Below are 17460 nucleotides of genomic sequence, written 5' to 3' on the forward strand. Positions count from 1 at the left end.
GCGGTTCTGGACGCGATGGGATCGGACGAACGCAGCGCAACGTAGGCCCGGCAGCGGCGCACCGCGTTCCGGCTAGCCTGTAGCAGTGCTTCTCTCCGACCTGCTCCCCGAGAACGCGGATTCCGATTCCGTTTTCGACGCCTTCACCTCCTGGACCGAAGAACGGGGTCTGACGCTCTACCCCGCCCAGGAAGAATCCGTGATGGAACTGGTGTCCGGGGCCAACGTGATTCTGGCGACGCCCACCGGATCCGGCAAGTCGATGGTGGCGGTCGGCGCCCACTTCTACGCCATGGCCACCGGCAAGCGCACCTTCTACACGGCCCCGATCAAAGCCCTTGTCAGCGAAAAGTTCTTCGCCCTGTGCGAGGTATTCGGCGCGGAGAACGTCGGCATGATGACCGGCGACGCCGCCGTCAACTCACGGGCGCCGATCATCTGCGCGACCGCCGAGATCGTCGCGAACCTCGCACTGCGCGAGGGCCCCGACTCCGACATCGGTCAGGTCGTGATGGACGAGTTCCACTTCTACTCCGAGCCCGACCGGGGCTGGGCGTGGCAGGTCCCCCTGGTCGAACTCCCCCACGCCCAGTTTCTGCTCATGTCGGCCACCCTCGGTGAGGTCGACTTCTTCTCGTCCGACCTCACCCGCCGGACCGGCCGGCCCACCACCGTGGTGGCGGGCACCGAGCGTCCCGTTCCCCTCATGTTCTCGTATGCCACGACACCCGTGAGCGAGACGATCGAGGAACTGGTGACCACCAATCAGGCCCCGGTCTACGTGGTCCACTTCACCCAGGCCGCCGCCCTGGAACGCGCGCAAGCCCTGACCAGCGTCAACTTTTGTTCGCGCGAGGAGAAGGACGCCATCGCCGAAGCGCTCGGCGGCTTCCGGTTCACCACCGGATTCGGCAAGACGCTCTCGCGCCTCGTCCGGCACGGTATCGGCGTCCACCACGCGGGCATGCTGCCGAAGTACCGCCGCCTCATCGAGAAGCTGGCGCAGGACGGTCTGCTGAAGGTCATCTGCGGCACCGACACCCTCGGTGTAGGAATCAACGTGCCCATCCGCACCGTGCTCCTCACCGGGCTGACCAAGTTCGACGGCACCCGCACGCGGCACCTCCGTGCCCGCGAGTTCCACCAGATCGCGGGACGCGCGGGACGCGCCGGTTACGACACGCTGGGCACCGTGGTCGTGCAGGCCCCCGAACACGAGGTCGAGAATCTGCGTGCACTCGCCAAGGCGGGCGACGACCCGAAGAAGCGCCGGAAGGTGCAGCGCAAGAAGGCGCCGGACGGCTTCGTGTCGTGGAGCGAGGCCACGTTCGATCGCCTCGTCGCCGCGTCACCCGAACCGCTCGTCTCCCGGTTCTCCGTGTCGAACTCCATGCTGCTCAACGTGATCGCGCGACCGGGCAACTGCTTCGAGTCCATGCGGCACCTCCTCGAGGACAACCACGAGTCGCGGCCCGCACAGCGCAAGCACATCCTCAAGGCGTTGTCCTTGTACCGCGGGCTGATCGACGCCGGGGTGGTGCAGAGACTCGACGAACCCGACGCCGACGGCCGCATGGCCCGGCTGACGATGGAACTCCAGCGGGACTTCGCGCTCAATCAGCCACTCTCCCCGTTCGCCCTGGCCGCCCTCGAACTCCTCGACGTCGAATCCGATTCCTATGCACTGGATGTGGTGTCGGTGATCGAGTCGACCCTCGACGACCCGCGGCAGGTCCTCATGGCGCAGCAGCACTTCGCCCGCGGTGAGGCGGTCGCGCAGATGAAGGCCGACGGGATCGAGTACGAGGAACGTATGGAACTGCTCGAGGAGGTCACCTGGCCCAAGCCTCTCGCAGATCTGCTGTTCCCAGCGTTCGAGATGTATCGCGGTGGGCACCCGTGGATCACGGAGTTCGCGCTGTCGCCCAAGTCGGTCGTGCGCGACATGGTCGAGCGGGCGATGACGTTCGCCGAAATGGTCAGCCACTACGGTCTGGCCCGTTCGGAGGGGCTCGTACTGCGGTATCTCGCGGACGCGTATCGAGCCCTGCGCCAGACCGTTCCGACCGAGGCCCGGACGGAGGAGCTGGACGACCTCATCGAGTGGCTGGGCGAGCTGATCCGCCAGGTCGATTCCAGCCTGCTCGACGAATGGGAATCCCTCACCGACCCCGGCGCCGAGGGAGACGACCAGCAGGTCGCGTTCGGCGCCGATGTGCCGCGCCCGATCTCGGCGAATACGCGAGCATTCCGGGTGATGGTGCGCAACGCCATGTTCCGGCGTATCGAACTCGCGTCGCGGCGGCGGTGGGCCGAACTGGAGGGACTCGACGACGGCATCGACGCCGACGAGTGGGAGGACCAGCTCCAGCCGTACTTCGACGAATACGACTCCCTCGGCACCGGCCCCTCGGCACGCGGCCCCCAGCTGTTCCAGGTGGAGACCGCGCCCGAGCTGTGGCGGGTGCGGCAGGTCCTCGAGGACCCGCCGGGCGATCACGGGTGGGCGTTGACGGCGGTCGTCGACCTTCCCGAGTCCGACGCGGCCGGCGAAGTGRTCTTCGACGAGCTCAGCATCGTCGAAGGGTAGCGGTCAGGAACGCGGCCGGCGGGGCTGATCCCGCCGCGCCGCGTTCTTCTCCTTGATGCGGACGGTCTCCTTGCGGCCCTCGGCCTGGGTGGCGCGTTCCTGCTGCAGCCATTCGGGACGATCCGCCATGAGCGCGTCGATCTGCTCGGTGGTGAGCGCCTCGGTGACGCCGCCCCGGGCGAGGCCCGCGATGGACACCCCCAGCTTCGCCGCGACCACCGGCCGCGGGTGCGGGCCGTTGCGGCGCAGCTCGAGCAGCCACTCCGGCGGATCGCTCTGCAGTGCACTCAGCTCGTCGCGGGAGACGAGACCCTCCTGGAACTCCGCGGGGGTGGCCTCGAGGTACACACCCAGCTTCTTCGCCGCGGTGGCGGGCTTCATAGTCTGGGGGCTCTTGTGCGACGTCATGGTGTCAAGAGTAACGAGCGTGTGCGGTGCCGTTGACCAAGGCCGGTAGCCTGACGGGGTGACAGACGCGGATGCATCCCCTTCGTTCCGGCTCGCGTATGTCCCGGGCGTGACCCCCACCAAGTGGGTGCGGATCTGGAACGAACGGCTGCCCGACGTCCCGCTCACCCTCGTCCCGGTGGCGGCCGCGGACGCACCCGACCAGTTGCGCGGCGGCGGCGCGGACGTGGGCCTGGTGCGGCTGCCGATCGACCGGACCGGTCTCAGCGCCATCCCCCTGTATACCGAGATCCCCGTGGTCGTGGCACCGAAGGACCACGTGGTGGCGGCGGTGGACGAGGTGTCGATCGCGGATCTGGCCGACGAGATCGTACTGCACCCGCTCGATGACATCCTCGTCTGGGACAGCGTGCCGGGACTGCCCGCCCAGGACCGCCCGGCCACGACGGCCGACGCGATCGAACTGGTCGCCGCCGGGATCGGGCTGCTCGTCGTCCCGCAGTCGCTCGCCCGGCTCCACCACCGCAAGGACCTCGTCTACCGGACGGTGTCGGACGGCCCGGAGTCACGGATCGCGCTGTCGTGGCCCGAGGACGAGACCACCGAACTGGTGGAGGAGTTCATCGGCATCGTCCGGGGCCGGACCGTCAACAGCTCCCGGGGTCGCACCCCGACGCCGGCTCAGCCGAAGAAGAAGCGTCCTGCCGCGGCGACGGCACGCCAGAAACCGGCCGCGGGTGCCAGGACGTCCCGGTCGGGCTCCGGAACGAAGGGCGGCAAGAAGGGCAAACCGCGACGGCGGTCGTAGCTCCGACCGTCAGGCGGGCGCGGCGACCGACGCCGTCTTCGTGAGCAGGGCGGCGAGTTGCCCGTAGCCGTCCGCACGGGCACTGGACGAGCGGAACACGAGGCCGATCGTGCGGCCGGGCGCCGGAGCCGCGAAGCGGGCGGTCGCGAGCGGTCCCCGTCCGGTCTCCACCTGAACGGCGGATTCCGGCACCAGGGTCACGCCGAGTCCGCCGGCGACGCACTGCACCACCGTCGACAGCGACGTGGCGCGGGTGTCGCCCGCCACCGGGTGCGCGTCGACCGAGCGGCACAGATCGAGGGTCTGATCGCGTAGGCAGTGCCCCTCGTCGAGCAGCAGGAGGGGAAGCGCGTCCAGCATCTGCGGCGAGACGTCGGTGCGGCCCGCCAGCGCGTGCCCCTCCGGGACGACCATCACGAAATCTTCTGTGTACAAGGGAATGTCGACGAGACCGCTGACGCCACTCGGCAACGCCAGCACCGCGACGTCGAGCGCACCCACACGCAACGCCTCCAGAAGTCGCGCCGTCTGGTCCTCGATGACCTGCGGCTCGAGGGCGGGCATCTCCTCGCGCAGCGCCGGCAACAGGGCAGGCAGCACGTAGGGGGCCACGGTGGGGATCAGCCCGATACGCAGCGGTCCGGCCAACCGGTCGCCGACACCCGCGGCCGTCGCGACGAAACCGTCCGCGGCCTCGAGGATGACCTTGGCCTGACCGAGGAGTCGCTCCCCCGCCGCGGTGACGAGGACGCGACGGGTGCTGCGCTCGATGAGCTGCACACCGAGTCCGTTCTCCAGGGCGGCAAGCGACTGCGACAACGTGGGCTGGCTCACACTCAATCGTGCTGCCGCCGTGCCGAAATGGCGGTATTCCGCGACAGCTACGAACGCACGCAGCTGCGACAGTGTGGGTTGATAACTCTGATCAGCCATGCCTATCAGTCTAGCGTCGTCCATCACCCCTGCCTTTCGACCCGGGCCGGTGGCGACCCCTCCCACCGTCGAGGCGCTGTCTCGAGGTCGACGAGCGATAAGGTGCATCAATGCCCATCCACGTAGATGTCGTCCGGGTGTTCACCGACGACAAAGGACGCCACGGCAATCCGCTCGGCATCGTCGACTCCTCGGCCGTCCCGCCCGAGGACCGGCAGTCCGTCGCCGCCGCACTCGGATTCAGCGAGACGATCTTCGTCGACATGCCCGGACCCGGCGACGAGCACGCACGCGCCCAGATCTTCACCCCCACCACCGAACTGCCCTTCGCCGGACATCCCACGGTCGGGCTGTCCTGGTGGCTACACGAGCGCGGCGCCGCGGTCACCACACTCGACGTGCCCGCGGGCCCCGTCGCCACCCGCCGTTCCGGCGCCATCACCTGGGTGCGGGCCCGGCCGGAGTGGGCACCCGAGTTCTCGCTGTACCCCATGAACAGCGTGCGCGAGGTTCAGTCCGCGGACCCGAAGAAGTTCGGTGCCGGACACCACTATCTGTGGGCCTGGACGGACAAGGTCGAGCACTCGATCCGGTCACGAATGTTCGCCCCGGACATGGGCATCACCGAGGACGAGGCCACCGGAGCCGCGGCCGTCCGGATCACCGCGCACCTCCGGCACGCCCTCCTGATCACCCAGGGCAAAGGATCCGAACTGCGCACCACCTACGATCCCGCCGGCTGGATCGAGGTCGGCGGACGAGTCCACCCCGAGAAGTCACGCACCCTCTGACGACGGCCGCCGACCTCGCCCCGCGGTGAGGTCGGCTTCGCTCAGAGTCACCTCGATCTCCCGGCCCAGCGTCACCCCGGGAGCGAGGGGAAGCCTGTCGCCGCTCCAGAACTTGCCGGGGTCGTACCAGTTGGTGCGCCTGCGCCCACTGATCAGCCCCATCTCCTCGTACGTCTGCGCAACCACCTCGGCGCAATAGGCACTCTCGAGGCCGCCCGACTTCTCCTGCCGGCGCCCCGTCCCGGGCAGGCGCCCGCCGAACCACCGTGACGCGAGTTTCGCGGTGGACGGGAACGGGGTTCCGTCGAGCCGAGCGATCGTCCGCAGCAACGCATCCTCCTGCTGCGACGTCGCGGGCTCGGCGAGCTGACGCAGCCATCCCCGCTGCCCGTACCGCGCACCCCACACCTGGACCGCGGCGCGCAGGTCGTGGAGTTGCACACCGCGCTGAAAGCGTCCCGTCCACATGTCCTGCAGCGAATGTCCCAGCTCGGCGTGCCACATCAGCGGCGGCAGGTCCTCGAGGACCACCGACATCCCGACGTGGTTGACCGGACTGTTCGTCAGCGTCTGAATGGCCCGGTCGGCCGGAGACTCTCCGCGGAAGATCCAGATGTCGCCGGTGCGCGTGACCTCGACAGCGGTGTCGAGGTCGATGGTGGAGCCGTGTCGTCGTGCGTCCGTGTGCCGTGGCGCGTCCATGGACCCTAGCCTAGAAGGATGCGACCGCGCGGCAGGCAATGGTGGAAACTACTCGGACTCGCCGGTGCGGTGGGTGTCGCCGCGACCGGAGTCGTCGCGGTGCGCGCGGATCGGCACCGCAAGGCCTACACGCCCGACGAGGTCCGGGCGCGTCTCCACGAGCGCTACACCCGCGCGTACGCGGTGCACGACGGGCAGAAGGAGATCGACCTGACCCCGCCCACCTGGCGGGACCGGGTCACCGGTGCCCTGCGCCGCCTCCGCAGGCGGGGCACCGGGACCGATCAGCCCAGGGCCCGGCGGATTCCGTCCGCGAGCTGAGCGACCTGCCCGTCCGTCATCACGAACGCCGGCGAGATCTGCATGGCACCCTGACCGGCCGCGCGCCCCGAGATCCCGTGTTCGCGCAACGTGTTCACGAACGGGAGCGCTTCCGCCGGATCGGCCAGCTGCACCGCCGCGACCGCACCGAGACCGCTGCGTACTTCCTCGACGCGCGGATGATCGGCGAGAGGCGCGAGGTGCTCGTGCAGTGACGACTCGAGCCGCTTCGACTCCGCCAGCAGATTCTCGCGCTCGATGATGTCGAGGTTGGCGAGTGCCGCCGCGGCGGCACCCGCATGCCCACCGTAGGTGTAGCCGTGCCGCCACCAGACCCCGCCGGCGAAGAACGGCTCGGCCACGCGCGGGGCGATGAACACCGCACCCATCGGGACGTACCCGGAGGTGAGGCCCTTCGCCGTAGTCATCATGTCGGGCTGCAGGTCGAATCGCGTCGACGCGAACCACTCGCCGCCGATGCGGCCGAATCCCGTGACCACTTCGTCGACGACGAACAGGATGTCGTGCTCGCGGCAGATGTCGCGGACCTCCGCGAGATAGMCCTCCGGCGGCAGGTATACGCCGCCCGCGCCGATGACGGGCTCGCAGAAGAACGCGGCGATCGTGTCGGCGCCGATCTTCTCGATCAGTTCGAGCAGGCTCTTGGCGTCGTTCCAGGCGACCGTGGCGGCGTCGGCCATCAACTCGCCGTAACCCTCGCGGTTGGCGGGGATTCCCGCCAGCGCGGTGCCCGCCACATGCATCCCGTGATAGGCCTTCTGGCGCCCGACCACGATCGTCTTGGACGGCTTGCCCATCTCGTGCCAGTAGCGGCGGGCGAGCTTGGCCGCCGTGTCCACGGAATCCGAACCACCGGACGTGAGGAAGATCTTGCTGCCGGGCACCGGCGCAATGGTCGCGAGACGATYGGCCAGGGCCGCGGTCGTCTCGGGGACGAAGTCACCGAAGTTCGAGAAATGGGCCACGGTCCGCAACTGCTGCGCGACGGCGTCCGCGATCTCCGCACGGCCGTGCCCCACGTTGGTGAACCACAGACCTGCTGTCGCATCCAGGTATCGGTTGCCGCGATCGTCCCAGATGTAGGCGCCCTCGCCGCGGGACACCACGAAGGCGCCCTTCTGTTCCACCGCGCCCATGTCCGCGAATCCGTGCCACAGTGCCGACGCCATGCTCATCCCTTCGTGAAACCCCGCCCGAAGGCGACTATGCCACGACGCCCCACAGAGGATCGTGCCGCGTCACTTCTCCGCCAGGGCGGTGGGGTGTGGCTCGGTGTCGACTCCCGGAATCCCGCGACCGCGGATGGACGCGCCCGCCGTCTCGGCCACGAAGTACAGCGCGACGAGGCCGATCGCGCACGCGGCCATCATGTAGAACGCCGGCATGAGTGTGTTGCCGGTCCATTCGATGAGCAGTTCGTTGACCGCGGGGGCGGTGCCGCCGAACAGAGACGTCGACACGTTGTAGGCGATGGCGAAACCCGCGAACCGCACATGGGTCGGAAACATCGCCGGGAACGTCGCCGAAATCGTGGACAGCTGCAGGACGTACAGCAACCCGAGTACCGCGAACGCGAGGATCGCCCATCCGAAACCCTGACGCATCAGCAGGTACATCGGGACGGCGAGCACGATCAATCCCACGAGCGAGCCGTACCACAACGGTTTGCGGCCGACCCGGTCCGACAACCCGCCGGCGAACGGAATGACTGCCATCATCACGAGCTGCCCGACGATGAACAGGGACAGCGACGCGGTGGACGTCAGACCGATCTGTGTCTCCAGATATGTCGGCATGTAACTGAGCAGGGTGTAATTGGTGACGTTCAACGCGATGACGAGGCCTCCGAGCAGCAGCAACGGCTTCCAGTACTCGGTCACCAGATCCTTGAACTCGTGGGTCGGCGTCGACTCCACCTCGCCCTCCGCGTCCAGTTCCCGGAACACGGGGGTCTCCTCGAGCTTGGTCCGCAGGTAGAGGCCGATCAGACCCATCGGTCCGGCGATCAGGAACGGGATACGCCAGCCCCAGGTGGACATGAACGGATCGCTGGAGAACAACTCCACCGCCAGGACCACGATCGCACCCAGCGCATACCCGCCGAGCGTGCCGAACTCGAGGAAACTTCCGCAGAAACCGCGCTTGCGGTCCGGCGAGTACTCGGCCATGAACGTTGCCGCGCCGCCGTATTCGCCGCCCGTCGAGAAGCCCTGGATCATGCGCAGCAGCACCAGCAGCAGGGGCGCCCAGAAACCGATGACGTCGTATCCCGGCACGAGGCCCACGCAGAACGTCGCACCCGCCATCAGGATGATCGTCAGTGCCAGAACCTGGCGGCGTCCGAGCCGGTCACCCAGCGGACCCCACACGAGGCCGCCGAGCGGTCGCACGACGAACGACACCGCGAACACGAGCAGGGCGTACAGGGTGGCCGAACCGGTGTCGCCTGGAAAGAACGCTGCCGAGATGTACGACACGGTGAACGCGTAGACACCGTAGTCGAACCATTCGGTGGCGTTACCCATCGCCGACGCCGCGATCGCGCGACGGAGAACACCTGGTGGGAGGGTTTCCTGCTCGGCTGACGAACTCGCAGATGCCATGTGATCCCGTCTCCTCGGGCCGGTTTCGCGTTCACCCATTGTGGCCCGAGTGGCACGTGTTGTCGCGCGTTTGCCGGTTACAGACACGCCACGGAGGCGCGCCCGAGCCGTTCCCGCGACAGTGTGCGACCAGCGTCGCGCGGGTATCCGCAGCCCATGACCAGCCGAATCATCGCCATCGCCGTCGACTGTCGTGACGCGGAAACACTGTCACGATTCTGGTGCGACGCCCTGGGCTATCCGTCGACCCGCCGATGGAAGGACTCGTACGGGCTCGAGTACGTCGAAGCGAACGCACCGGGGTCCCCGTCACTGGTGTTCCAGCCCGTCGACGACCCGAAGTCCGAGAAAAACCGCCTGCACCTCGACATCGCGCCGTCGTCCGGTACCCGCGACGAGGAGGTCCGGCGGCTCCTCTCGCTCGGCGCACGCCGGCTGAGCGACGACCCGAACGTTCCCTGGGTGGTCCTCGCAGACCCCGAGGGCAACGAATTCTGCGTGCTACCGGAACGTGGGGCCGACGACGGGACGACCACGTAGCCCTCGCCACCAGGCGGCGGGCCCGCCGTGGGCGACCCAGTGCCGTGCGTGGTCCACGTAATCCGTCGCCACCCGGACCCACTCACTCCAGGCACTCGGCGTGGGCAGGGTTTCGACCGAACGGGTCAGGAGACGATCGATCGCGTCCGAGACGAGTTCTGCGCGCTCCAACTGCACCATGTGCCCCGCACCGGGGACCTTCACCAGTTCCGCGTCGGGCAGATGCCCGGCGATCGCCTTCGAGTACCGGAAGGGGGTCAGGAGGTCGCGATCGCCGCACACCACCAGCGTCTCGATGGGTGCGAGCAACGGCACCGCCGCCGTCTCGTCGTGATTCTTGAACGACGGCAGGAAGTCGACGAGGGTCTTGAGGGACGTGTCGTTGATCATCTGCTCGGAGTGCCACATGATCGCCGGGCTGATGCTGCGGTCACCGAACGACGCCGACCTCAGGATCGGCGCCAGCACCCTCTTGCTCGCGCCGCGACCGCTCTGGACGACCCGGGGCAGGTGCCGGGCCGCGGTGCTGAATCCGGCAACCACCGGCGTGTTGAGGGTCCGCGCGAGCCCCACGTCACCCAGCTTCTCCGCCGCGGTGGCGATCAGGCCCACCCCGACGACGCGGGACCCGATCAGATCGGGATGCTGCCCGACGTACGACAGGACCGCCATACCGCCCATCGAATGGCCTACCAGCACGATCGGCCCCTCCGGCACGAGCGCACGGATCACGGCGTCGACGTCCTGTGCGAGATGCGGAATGGTGCAGGTGGCGCGCCGCGGCACCCCGGAGTCGCCGTGCCCCCGCAGGTCGAAGAACACCATGCGAATCGTCGAGCCCCACGCCTCCTCGAGCTGAACCCGCTGGAAGTGCCAGCCGGTCATCCGGTTGCAGAAGCCGTGGACGAACACCACCGTCAAGGGGGCGAACGCCGGACCCACCTCGCGCACCGCGAGGGGCACACCGTCGTCGGCGGCGACGACACTGCCGCGGTCGCGGCCGAGCAGGTCGAAGTTCTCGCCTGCGAACTCGTCGAACATAGTCTCCCAGCCGTTGCCGAAGTCACGGATGATCGCGCGGACGCCTGTCGTGTGGAGGATAGCGCGGTGCGCGAATCGTCTGCGCGCAGCTTCGCCGCTACCGGTCCTCGCCGTACCGCCGGCGCGCACCGAGACGTCCCACCGCGTTCACGGCGAGCGCCATCAACGCCATTGCCAGCAACAACACGACCGCCGTGACGGCGAGCTGGAGGTACCCCTGCTGTCGGGGGTCCAGGAACGGATACGGGTACCAGTCGACGATCGGACCCCGGATCAGGGAATAGGCGCCATACACGGCCGGAAAGACCAGCCAGCCGAGGCTCTGCGCCTCGGAGATCCGCACCCGGGACGGGGCCACCACCCAGTCGAGCAGCAGCACGAGCGGCAGCAGACGGTGCAGGGCCGTGTTGATCCAGGCGTCCTGCAGCATGACGTCGATGTTCGCCAGCAGCACCGCGTACACAATTCCGGTGATGACCATGTACAGCGTGGTCGCGCCGCGGAACAGCTGCCAGCCCCGCGACTGCGGATCCCGGATCGCGCCGACGAGCAGGACGACGGCGGCGAGGATGTTGCTCTCGATGGTGAAGTAGCTGAGGTAGTTGGCCAGGGAGAAGTCGTCGCTGCCGGCGCTGCGGAGGGGAATCCACAGCAACGCGATCAGACCGTAGACGGCGAAGACCGCCCGCAGAACCCGAACGATCCTCTGACCTCGCAGGTCCGTGACGACGGCAGCGCCCATCCGCCGATATTCGCACACGGGCGGGCGCGGCACAGGGTGATCAACCGGGTTGGCTAGGCTGGGGTCCAGCATGTCCACCACAGCACCCAGCCGGCGGGAACTGAAAAACAGCCTCGGCGAACTCACTCTGCGCGACGAACACCGGCTCCGCCGGCGACTCGACCGTGCGCGCACACCCGACGCACTCGCGTCCCTGTCCGACGAGATCGCCGCCKCGCGCGGACGCATCGCACGAAGACTCGACAGCGTCCCTGTCATCGACTACCCCGACGCGCTACCCGTCAGCCAGCGCCGCGACGACATCGCGAAGGCGATCGCCGAGAACCAGGTCGTCATCGTCGCCGGCGAGACGGGCTCGGGCAAGACGACGCAGATCCCGAAGATCTGCCTCGAACTCGGCCGCGGCGTCCGCGGCCTCATCGGACACACCCAGCCCCGCCGTCTCGCGGCGCGGACGGTTGCCGAACGCATCGCCGAGGAACTCCGCAGCGAACTCGGTGAGACCGTCGGCTACACCGTGCGATTCACCGACCAGGTGTCGGACGGCACGCTGGTGAAACTGATGACCGACGGAATCCTGCTCGCCGAGATCCAGCGCGACCGGATGCTGCGCCGGTACGACACGCTCATCATCGACGAGGCCCACGAACGCAGCCTCAACATCGACTTCATCCTCGGATACCTGCGACAGCTACTCCCCCGCCGGCCCGATCTGAAAGTGATCATCACCTCGGCCACCATCGATCCGGAACGCTTCGCGCAGCACTTCGCCACCGACGACGGGGTGCCCGCACCGATCGTCGAGGTGTCCGGACGCACCTTCCCCGTCGAGATGCGTTACCGCCCACTCACCGTGGAAGTGGGCGACCAGACCTTCGACCGCGACCCCGTCGACGCGGTGTGCGAGGCGGTCGAAGAATTGTCCGGCGAGGGCGACGGCGACATCCTGGTCTTCCTCTCCGGCGAACGGGAGATCCGCGACACCGCCGACGCGCTCCGCGACCGTAGACTGCGCGGCACCGAGATCGTGCCCCTGTACGCCCGGCTGTCGGCGGCGGAACAGCACAAGGTGTTCACCCCCCACACCGGGCGGAGGGTCGTGCTGTCGACGAACGTCGCGGAAACCTCCCTCACCGTGCCCGGCATCCGGTACGTCGTGGACCCGGGAACCGCCCGCATCTCCCGCTACTCGGTGCGCACCAAGGTGCAGCGCCTCCCCATCGAACCGATCTCGCAAGCGTCCGCCCGCCAGCGTTCCGGGCGTTGCGGCCGTGTGGCCGAGGGCATCTGCATCCGCCTCTACTCGGAAGAGGACTTCGAGGCGCGGCCCGCGTTCACCGAACCGGAGATCCTGCGCACCAACCTCGCGTCCGTCATCCTGCAGATGACGGCGCTCGGCCTCGGCGACATCGCCGCGTTCCCGTTCGTCCAGCCACCCGACCCGCGGGCCGTCCGCGACGGCATCGGCCTGCTCGAGGAACTCGGGGCGATCGAACGGAAAGCCCAGAACGAGCAACCCGTCCTCACCGCGGTCGGACGCGAACTCGCGCAGATCCCCGTCGATCCGCGCATGGCCCGGATGCTCGTCGAGGCACACCGGAACGGCTGCCTGTCCGAGGTGCTGGTCATCGTCTCGGCCCTCTCGATCCAGGACGTGCGGGAACGTCCCGCCGAATTCCAGCAGGCAGCGGACGAGAAGCACGCCCGGTTCACCGTGGAGAACTCCGACTTCCTCGCCTTCCTCGAACTGTGGAAATACCTGCGCGAGCAGCGGAACGAATTGTCGTCCAACCAGTTCCGCAAGATGTGCCGAAACGAGTTCCTGCACTGGCTGCGCATCCGCGAATGGCAGGACCTGCACGGCCAGCTCCGGCAGATCACCCGTGGGCTGGGCTGGGACACCACCGATACCCCGGCCGGCGAGGCGGCGATCCACCAGTCCCTCCTCGCGGGACTGCTGTCGCACATCGGACTCCGCGAGGGTGACAAGCGAGACTTCCTCGGGGCCCGCGGAAGCCGATTCGCGGTCTTCCCCGGCTCGAGCCTGTTCAAGAAGCCCCCGCGATGGGTCATGGCCGCCGAACTGGTCGAAACGTCCCGGCTGTGGGCACGCATGTCGGCCAGGATCGAACCCGAGTGGGCGGAGAAGCTGGCGCCGCACCTCGTGAAACGCACCTACTCCGAGCCGCACTGGTCGTCGAAGCGCGGCGCCGCCATGGCCTACGAACGCGTGACGCTGTACGGGATCCCGCTCGTCGCCCGGCGTGCGGTCACCTACAGCACCATCGACCCCGAGACGTCCCGGGACCTGTTCATCCGCCACGCTCTGGTGCAGGGCGAGTGGCAGACGCAGCACAAGTTCTTCCACGCCAACCGCGCACTCCTCGAAGACGTCGAGGAACTCGAGCACCGCGCCCGCAGGCGCGACATCCTCGTGGACGACGACACCCTCTACGACTTCTACGACCAGCGCGTCGGCCCGGAAGCGGTCTCCGCCCGGCATTTCGACTCCTGGTGGAAGGTCGCCCGCCGCAAGAACCCCGACCTGCTCACGTTCACCCAGGCGACGGTCGTCAACGCCGAGTCCGCAGCAGTACTCGGCGGCGAGTACCCCGACGCCTGGCGTCAGGGCGACATGCAGTTCCCCCTCACCTACCAGTTCGAGCCCGGCACCGAGGACGACGGCGTCACCGCCCGCATCCCGATTGCGCTGCTGGCGGGCCTGCGCCCGGTCGGCTTCGACTGGCTGGTCCCCGGCATGCGCGTCGAACTGGTCACCGCCCTGATCAAGACGCTCCCAAAGACCCTTCGCCGACAGGTGGTTCCGGCACCGGACTTCGCGGGCGCCGCGCTTTCCGCCGTGAAACCCCGCTCCGAACCGCTCACCACGGCGATGGCCCGCGAGTTGTCGCGGCTCGGCGCCTGTCGCATCGATCCCCAGGACTTCGACGTCACCGCGCTCCCCGACCATCTGCACATGACGTTCGCTGCCGTGGACGAGAAAGGTGCCGTCCTCGGCCGGGACAAGGATCTCGTGTCGCTGCGCAAGTCGCTCGCTCCCCGCGTCCAGGTGGAGGTGGCGAAGGCGGCGTCGAATTCGGAGCGGCCGCCCGCACTCACGTGGACCCCTGCCACCCTCGGTTCGCTCGAGGCCACCGTGACACGCGAACTCGGCGGCCAGAAGGTCACCGGCTACCCCGCCCTGGTCCCGGAGGGTGACGGTGTCGCCGTCCGCGTGCTCAGCACCGCGGCGGCGCAACGATCCGCAATGCGCGCCGGAACGCGCCGGCTGCTGCTCGCCGCCGTTCCCACCCAGGCGAAGACGGTCACATCGGGCCTGAGCAACGCACAGCGACTTGCGCTCGGGCAGAACCCCGACGGCAGCCTCGACGCCCTGATCGACGACTGCCGCAACGCCGCCGCGAACCAGTTGATCGCCGCACACGGCACGCCGGTGCGCACCCCTCAGGAGTTCGACGCCCTCGTGGCGACGGCGCGCGCCGAGATGGCCCGGAACGTGGCGGTGCTCCTACGACTGGTGTCGCCGGTACTCGAAGCCGACCATCGGCTCGCCGTCGTGCTGGAACGTGCGACCGGTGAGGCCGCCGACGACGTGCGCGAACAGCGGCAGTCGCTGCTGTTTCCCGGATTCGTCGCCGACATCGGTGCCACTCGCCTCCGTGAACTGCCCCGCTACCTCGCCGCCGCGGCGGCCCGTCTCGAAGCTCTTCCCGGGAGCGCACCGCGCGACCAGAAGGGGATGGACGTTCTCGACCGGGTGTACGCCGGATACGAACGCATGCTCGCCGGCCTGCCGGAAGAACGACAGCACACACCCGAAGTCGACGCCATTCACTGGATGATCGAGGAACTGCGCGTCAGCCTGTTCGCTCAAACACTCGGGACACCGATCCCCGTGTCCGAGAAGCGCGTGATCAGTGCAATGGAGAAGGTGCGCTGACGCGCAGGGCCATGGAGAAGGTGCGGTGACGCCTCGGCTCAGGCGTCGTCGCGGGATTCGCGGTGTTCGCGTAGCTCTTTGATCTCGCGGGCGAAGTCCTCGGCGGAGCTGAAAGACCGGTACACGGACGCGAAGCGCAGGTACGCCACCTCGTCGAGATCACGAAGCGGACCGAGAATGGCGAGGCCCACCTCGTTGCTCGGGATCTCCGCAGAACCCGACGCCCGGACCGCGTCCTCGACCTGCTGGGCAAGAAGATTCAGGGCGTCGTTGTCTACCTGCCGGCCCTGGCAGGCGCGGCGCACTCCCCGCACCACCTTCTCCCGGCTGAACGGTTCGGTGACACCACTGCGCTTGACCACCGACAGCACGGCCGTCTCGACGGTGGTGAATCGGCGACCACACTCGGGGCACGAGCGGCGGCGACGGATGGCCTGTCCTTCGTCGGCTTCTCGCGAATCGACCACACGTGAATCGGGGTGCCGGCAAAACGGGCAGTGCATGGCGATTCCTTCGTCGTAGCCGTCGTGGCCGCAACTGTTCGCCTCCCCCGATGGCGAACCGACGAAAACGGATTCACGCAGCGGATGCACGATCTCGACGCGACCACACGAAGTGGTGGGACTGACAGCATCCGAGACTACTCGGCCGCCCTGGGGGACAGACATGCAGAGCCACCCCCGTCACCGGGTAGAGGACGACGGGACGATCAGACTCTGGCCCGGGTGGAGCGCCGAATTGGACATGGCGTTCAGCTCCATGATCCGCTCGACCACCTGTGCCACCGGCAATTCCGGGGAGATCCGCGCCGCGAGCGCTGCCAGGCTCTCCCCCTGCTGCACCTGCACGACCTCCGTGGCCGCCGAATTGCTCACACCGTCGGTCGTGGCCAGCTGAGCCACCCCGACGAGCCCGCACAACACACCCGCCGTGATCACGACACTCGCGAGCACCATCCGCCAGCCGACGTCGTTCGCCCCGCGCGCGTGATCGGCACGGGAGACACCGGTGTGGGTGGGCCGGTACGCGACGGCGCCGGACGACGGGCGCCGCAGCTCGCCGTCGGTGCGCCGGCGGCGCGGCTCGGTCCGGTACGACCGTGCGGCCCCGGACCGGACGACACCCCGTTCCAGGGCCTGCCGGTTCAGCACTGCCTGCCGATGGAGAACTGCGTTGCTCATCGGTACCTCCGCTGCTCGTATCCGTTGTCAGATCCGTTGTCGTCAGATCCGTTGTCGTATCCGCTACCGACCCGGTCGGTGTCTGATCGCTCCGGTCGTTCGATCACGCGTTCGAAAGAACACATGTTCGATTTCTACCACGGCACTCCGACAATGTCTCTACTTCTCGCGACACGTGTCGAACAGATGTTTGAAACTCCGAGGAAAGCGGGATAGATTCGTGTCACGCGGCACAGCAGTCACATGCGACCCATACCGAGAAGATCCACATACAGACGGAGGCACCTCGCCATGAAGGACGACAGCTCGACCGACGGTTCGACTCCACGTGTGAGCGGTGGCTCCGCCGCCGGGTTGACCGACCGGCAGCGCCGTGTCCTCGAGGTGATTCGCACGTCCGTCAACGAGCGCGGATATCCGCCGAGCATCCGCGAGATCGGCGACGCCGTGGGGCTCACCTCCACGTCGTCCGTCGCTCATCAACTGCGCACGCTGGAGCGGAAGGGCTTCCTCCGCCGGGATCCCAATCGTCCCCGCGCCGTCGACGTGCGCGGCCTCGACGAGGTGGCGGCGGGAGCCGCGGCGAACGCGAGCGCCGCAGTCGGGTTGGCCGCGGTCAAGTCCGGCGCCGACGGCGCACCCCTGCCGGAACCCACGTTCGTCCCGGTCCTCGGCCGGATCGCGGCCGGTGGCCCGATCCTCGCCGAGGAAGCAGTCGAGGACGTGTTCCCGCTCCCCCGCGAACTGGTGGGCCAGGGCTCACTGTTCCTGCTCAAGGTCGTCGGCGAATCGATGATCGATGCCGCGATCTGCGACGG

Annotated in this window: 16 protein-coding genes; 7 read left to right on the plus strand and 9 right to left on the minus strand. The window is 68.2% G+C overall.

From position 1 onward, the window contains the following. Positions 1–85 precede the first annotated feature (85 nt). A complete protein-coding gene (locus tag AC1D1G_RS28295) occupies positions 86–2590 on the plus strand; it encodes a DEAD/DEAH box helicase (RefSeq protein ID WP_477954621.1) in 2505 nt (834 codons plus the stop codon). Positions 2591–2593: 3 nt separating this feature from the next. On the opposite strand, the gene AC1D1G_RS28300 is transcribed toward AC1D1G_RS28295, so the two are convergent. Then, positions 2594–2998, minus strand: a complete 405-nt coding sequence (locus AC1D1G_RS28300; RefSeq protein WP_477954623.1) for a DUF5997 family protein — start codon at positions 2996–2998, stop codon at positions 2594–2596. 58 nt (positions 2999–3056) lie between these two features. On the opposite strand from AC1D1G_RS28300, the gene AC1D1G_RS28305 reads away from it, so the two are divergent. Continuing rightward, positions 3057–3806 (plus strand): LysR family substrate-binding domain-containing protein, encoded by a 750-nt coding sequence (locus AC1D1G_RS28305; RefSeq protein ID WP_283331918.1) that lies wholly within the window; start codon positions 3057–3059, stop codon positions 3804–3806. Positions 3807–3815: 9 nt separating this feature from the next. Here the strand turns inward: AC1D1G_RS28305 and AC1D1G_RS28310 are convergent, their stop codons facing one another. Then, entirely contained in the window at positions 3816–4739 is a 924-nt protein-coding gene (locus tag AC1D1G_RS28310) for a hydrogen peroxide-inducible genes activator (protein WP_105414573.1), read from the minus strand. Positions 4740–4849: 110 nt separating this feature from the next. On the opposite strand from AC1D1G_RS28310, the gene AC1D1G_RS28315 reads away from it, so the two are divergent. Beyond that, entirely contained in the window at positions 4850–5530 is a 681-nt protein-coding gene (locus AC1D1G_RS28315) for a PhzF family phenazine biosynthesis protein (protein ID WP_477954626.1), read from the plus strand. Here the strand turns inward: AC1D1G_RS28315 and AC1D1G_RS28320 are convergent. Continuing rightward, complete coding sequence (locus AC1D1G_RS28320; RefSeq protein ID WP_283331921.1) at positions 5516–6232, minus strand: hypothetical protein; 717 nt, start codon at positions 6230–6232, stop codon at positions 5516–5518. The genes AC1D1G_RS28315 and AC1D1G_RS28320 overlap by 15 nt on opposite strands. A gap of 18 nt (positions 6233–6250) precedes the next feature. Between AC1D1G_RS28320 and AC1D1G_RS28325 the strand changes: the two genes are divergently transcribed. After that, positions 6251–6553: a hypothetical protein gene (locus AC1D1G_RS28325; RefSeq protein ID WP_283331922.1), complete on the plus strand. Its 303-nt coding sequence runs from the start codon at positions 6251–6253 to the stop codon at positions 6551–6553. On the opposite strand, the gene AC1D1G_RS28330 is transcribed toward AC1D1G_RS28325, so the two are convergent. Both AC1D1G_RS28330 and AC1D1G_RS28335 read right to left on the minus strand, forming a co-directional pair. Then, the gene (locus tag AC1D1G_RS28330) at positions 6517–7749 is read right to left on the minus strand and encodes an aminotransferase family protein (RefSeq protein WP_477954628.1); all 1233 of its coding nucleotides are present in this window, start codon (positions 7747–7749) and stop codon (positions 6517–6519) included. The two genes, AC1D1G_RS28325 and AC1D1G_RS28330, sit on opposite strands and share 37 nt — an antisense overlap. Before the next feature lie 63 nt (positions 7750–7812). Beyond that, on the minus strand, positions 7813–9177 hold the full coding sequence (locus tag AC1D1G_RS28335; RefSeq protein ID WP_283353139.1) for an MFS transporter: 1365 nt from the start codon (positions 9175–9177) through the stop codon (positions 7813–7815). Positions 9178–9333: 156 nt separating this feature from the next. On the opposite strand from AC1D1G_RS28335, the gene AC1D1G_RS28340 reads away from it, so the two are divergent. Then, positions 9334–9717: a VOC family protein gene (locus tag AC1D1G_RS28340; RefSeq protein WP_283331925.1), complete on the plus strand. Its 384-nt coding sequence runs from the start codon at positions 9334–9336 to the stop codon at positions 9715–9717. Here the strand turns inward: AC1D1G_RS28340 and AC1D1G_RS28345 are convergent. Both AC1D1G_RS28345 and AC1D1G_RS28350 read right to left on the minus strand, forming a co-directional pair. Continuing rightward, complete coding sequence (locus AC1D1G_RS28345; protein ID WP_283331926.1) at positions 9679–10758, minus strand: alpha/beta fold hydrolase; 1080 nt, start codon at positions 10756–10758, stop codon at positions 9679–9681. The two genes, AC1D1G_RS28340 and AC1D1G_RS28345, sit on opposite strands and share 39 nt — an antisense overlap. Positions 10759–10855: 97 nt before the next feature. Then, positions 10856–11500 carry a Pr6Pr family membrane protein gene (locus tag AC1D1G_RS28350; RefSeq protein ID WP_283353137.1) on the minus strand — a complete coding sequence of 215 codons (645 nt, stop codon included), beginning with the start codon at positions 11498–11500 and terminating at the stop codon, positions 10856–10858. Positions 11501–11570: 70 nt separating this feature from the next. Here AC1D1G_RS28350 and hrpA point away from each other — a divergent pair, with 70 nt between their 5' ends. Continuing rightward, positions 11571–15461, plus strand: coding sequence for an ATP-dependent RNA helicase HrpA (gene hrpA, locus AC1D1G_RS28355; protein ID WP_477954630.1), 3891 nt, complete (start codon positions 11571–11573; stop codon positions 15459–15461). Between the two features lie 38 nt (positions 15462–15499). Here the strand turns inward: hrpA and nrdR are convergent, their stop codons facing one another. Both nrdR and AC1D1G_RS28365 read right to left on the minus strand, forming a co-directional pair. Further along, complete coding sequence (gene nrdR / locus AC1D1G_RS28360; protein WP_015890458.1) at positions 15500–15964, minus strand: transcriptional regulator NrdR; 465 nt, start codon at positions 15962–15964, stop codon at positions 15500–15502. A 180-nt stretch (positions 15965–16144) separates the two neighbouring features. Next, positions 16145–16642, minus strand: a complete 498-nt coding sequence (locus tag AC1D1G_RS28365; RefSeq protein ID WP_283331929.1) for a LysM peptidoglycan-binding domain-containing protein — start codon at positions 16640–16642, stop codon at positions 16145–16147. A 291-nt stretch (positions 16643–16933) separates the two neighbouring features. Here AC1D1G_RS28365 and lexA point away from each other — a divergent pair. Continuing rightward, a partial coding sequence (lexA, locus tag AC1D1G_RS28370) for a transcriptional repressor LexA (protein WP_477954631.1) occupies positions 16934–17460 on the plus strand: 527 nt, incomplete at its 3' end.

Source organism: Rhodococcus sp. P3_B8 (assembly GCF_056402775.1).

What these genes read in the sequence shown, in the direction of transcription:
- AC1D1G_RS28300 (WP_477954623.1), bottom strand. Translation starts at nt 2,998, where the DNA reads ATGACGTCGCACAAGAGCCCCCAGACTATGAAGCCCGCCACCGCGGCG.
- AC1D1G_RS28310 (WP_105414573.1), bottom strand. Translation starts at nt 4,739, where the DNA reads ATGGCTGATCAGAGTTATCAACCCACACTGTCGCAGCTGCGTGCGTTC.
- AC1D1G_RS28315 (WP_477954626.1), top strand. Translation starts at nt 4,850, where the DNA reads ATGCCCATCCACGTAGATGTCGTCCGGGTGTTCACCGACGACAAAGGA.
- AC1D1G_RS28320 (WP_283331921.1), bottom strand. Translation starts at nt 6,232, where the DNA reads ATGGACGCGCCACGGCACACGGACGCACGACGACACGGCTCCACCATC.
- AC1D1G_RS28325 (WP_283331922.1), top strand. Translation starts at nt 6,251, where the DNA reads ATGCGACCGCGCGGCAGGCAATGGTGGAAACTACTCGGACTCGCCGGT.
- AC1D1G_RS28335 (WP_283353139.1), bottom strand. Translation starts at nt 9,177, where the DNA reads ATGGCATCTGCGAGTTCGTCAGCCGAGCAGGAAACCCTCCCACCAGGT.
- AC1D1G_RS28340 (WP_283331925.1), top strand. Translation starts at nt 9,334, where the DNA reads ATGACCAGCCGAATCATCGCCATCGCCGTCGACTGTCGTGACGCGGAA.
- AC1D1G_RS28345 (WP_283331926.1), bottom strand. Translation starts at nt 10,758, where the DNA reads ATGTTCGACGAGTTCGCAGGCGAGAACTTCGACCTGCTCGGCCGCGAC.
- AC1D1G_RS28350 (WP_283353137.1), bottom strand. Translation starts at nt 11,500, where the DNA reads ATGGGCGCTGCCGTCGTCACGGACCTGCGAGGTCAGAGGATCGTTCGG.
- nrdR (WP_015890458.1), bottom strand. Translation starts at nt 15,964, where the DNA reads ATGCACTGCCCGTTTTGCCGGCACCCCGATTCACGTGTGGTCGATTCG.
- AC1D1G_RS28365 (WP_283331929.1), bottom strand. Translation starts at nt 16,642, where the DNA reads ATGAGCAACGCAGTTCTCCATCGGCAGGCAGTGCTGAACCGGCAGGCC.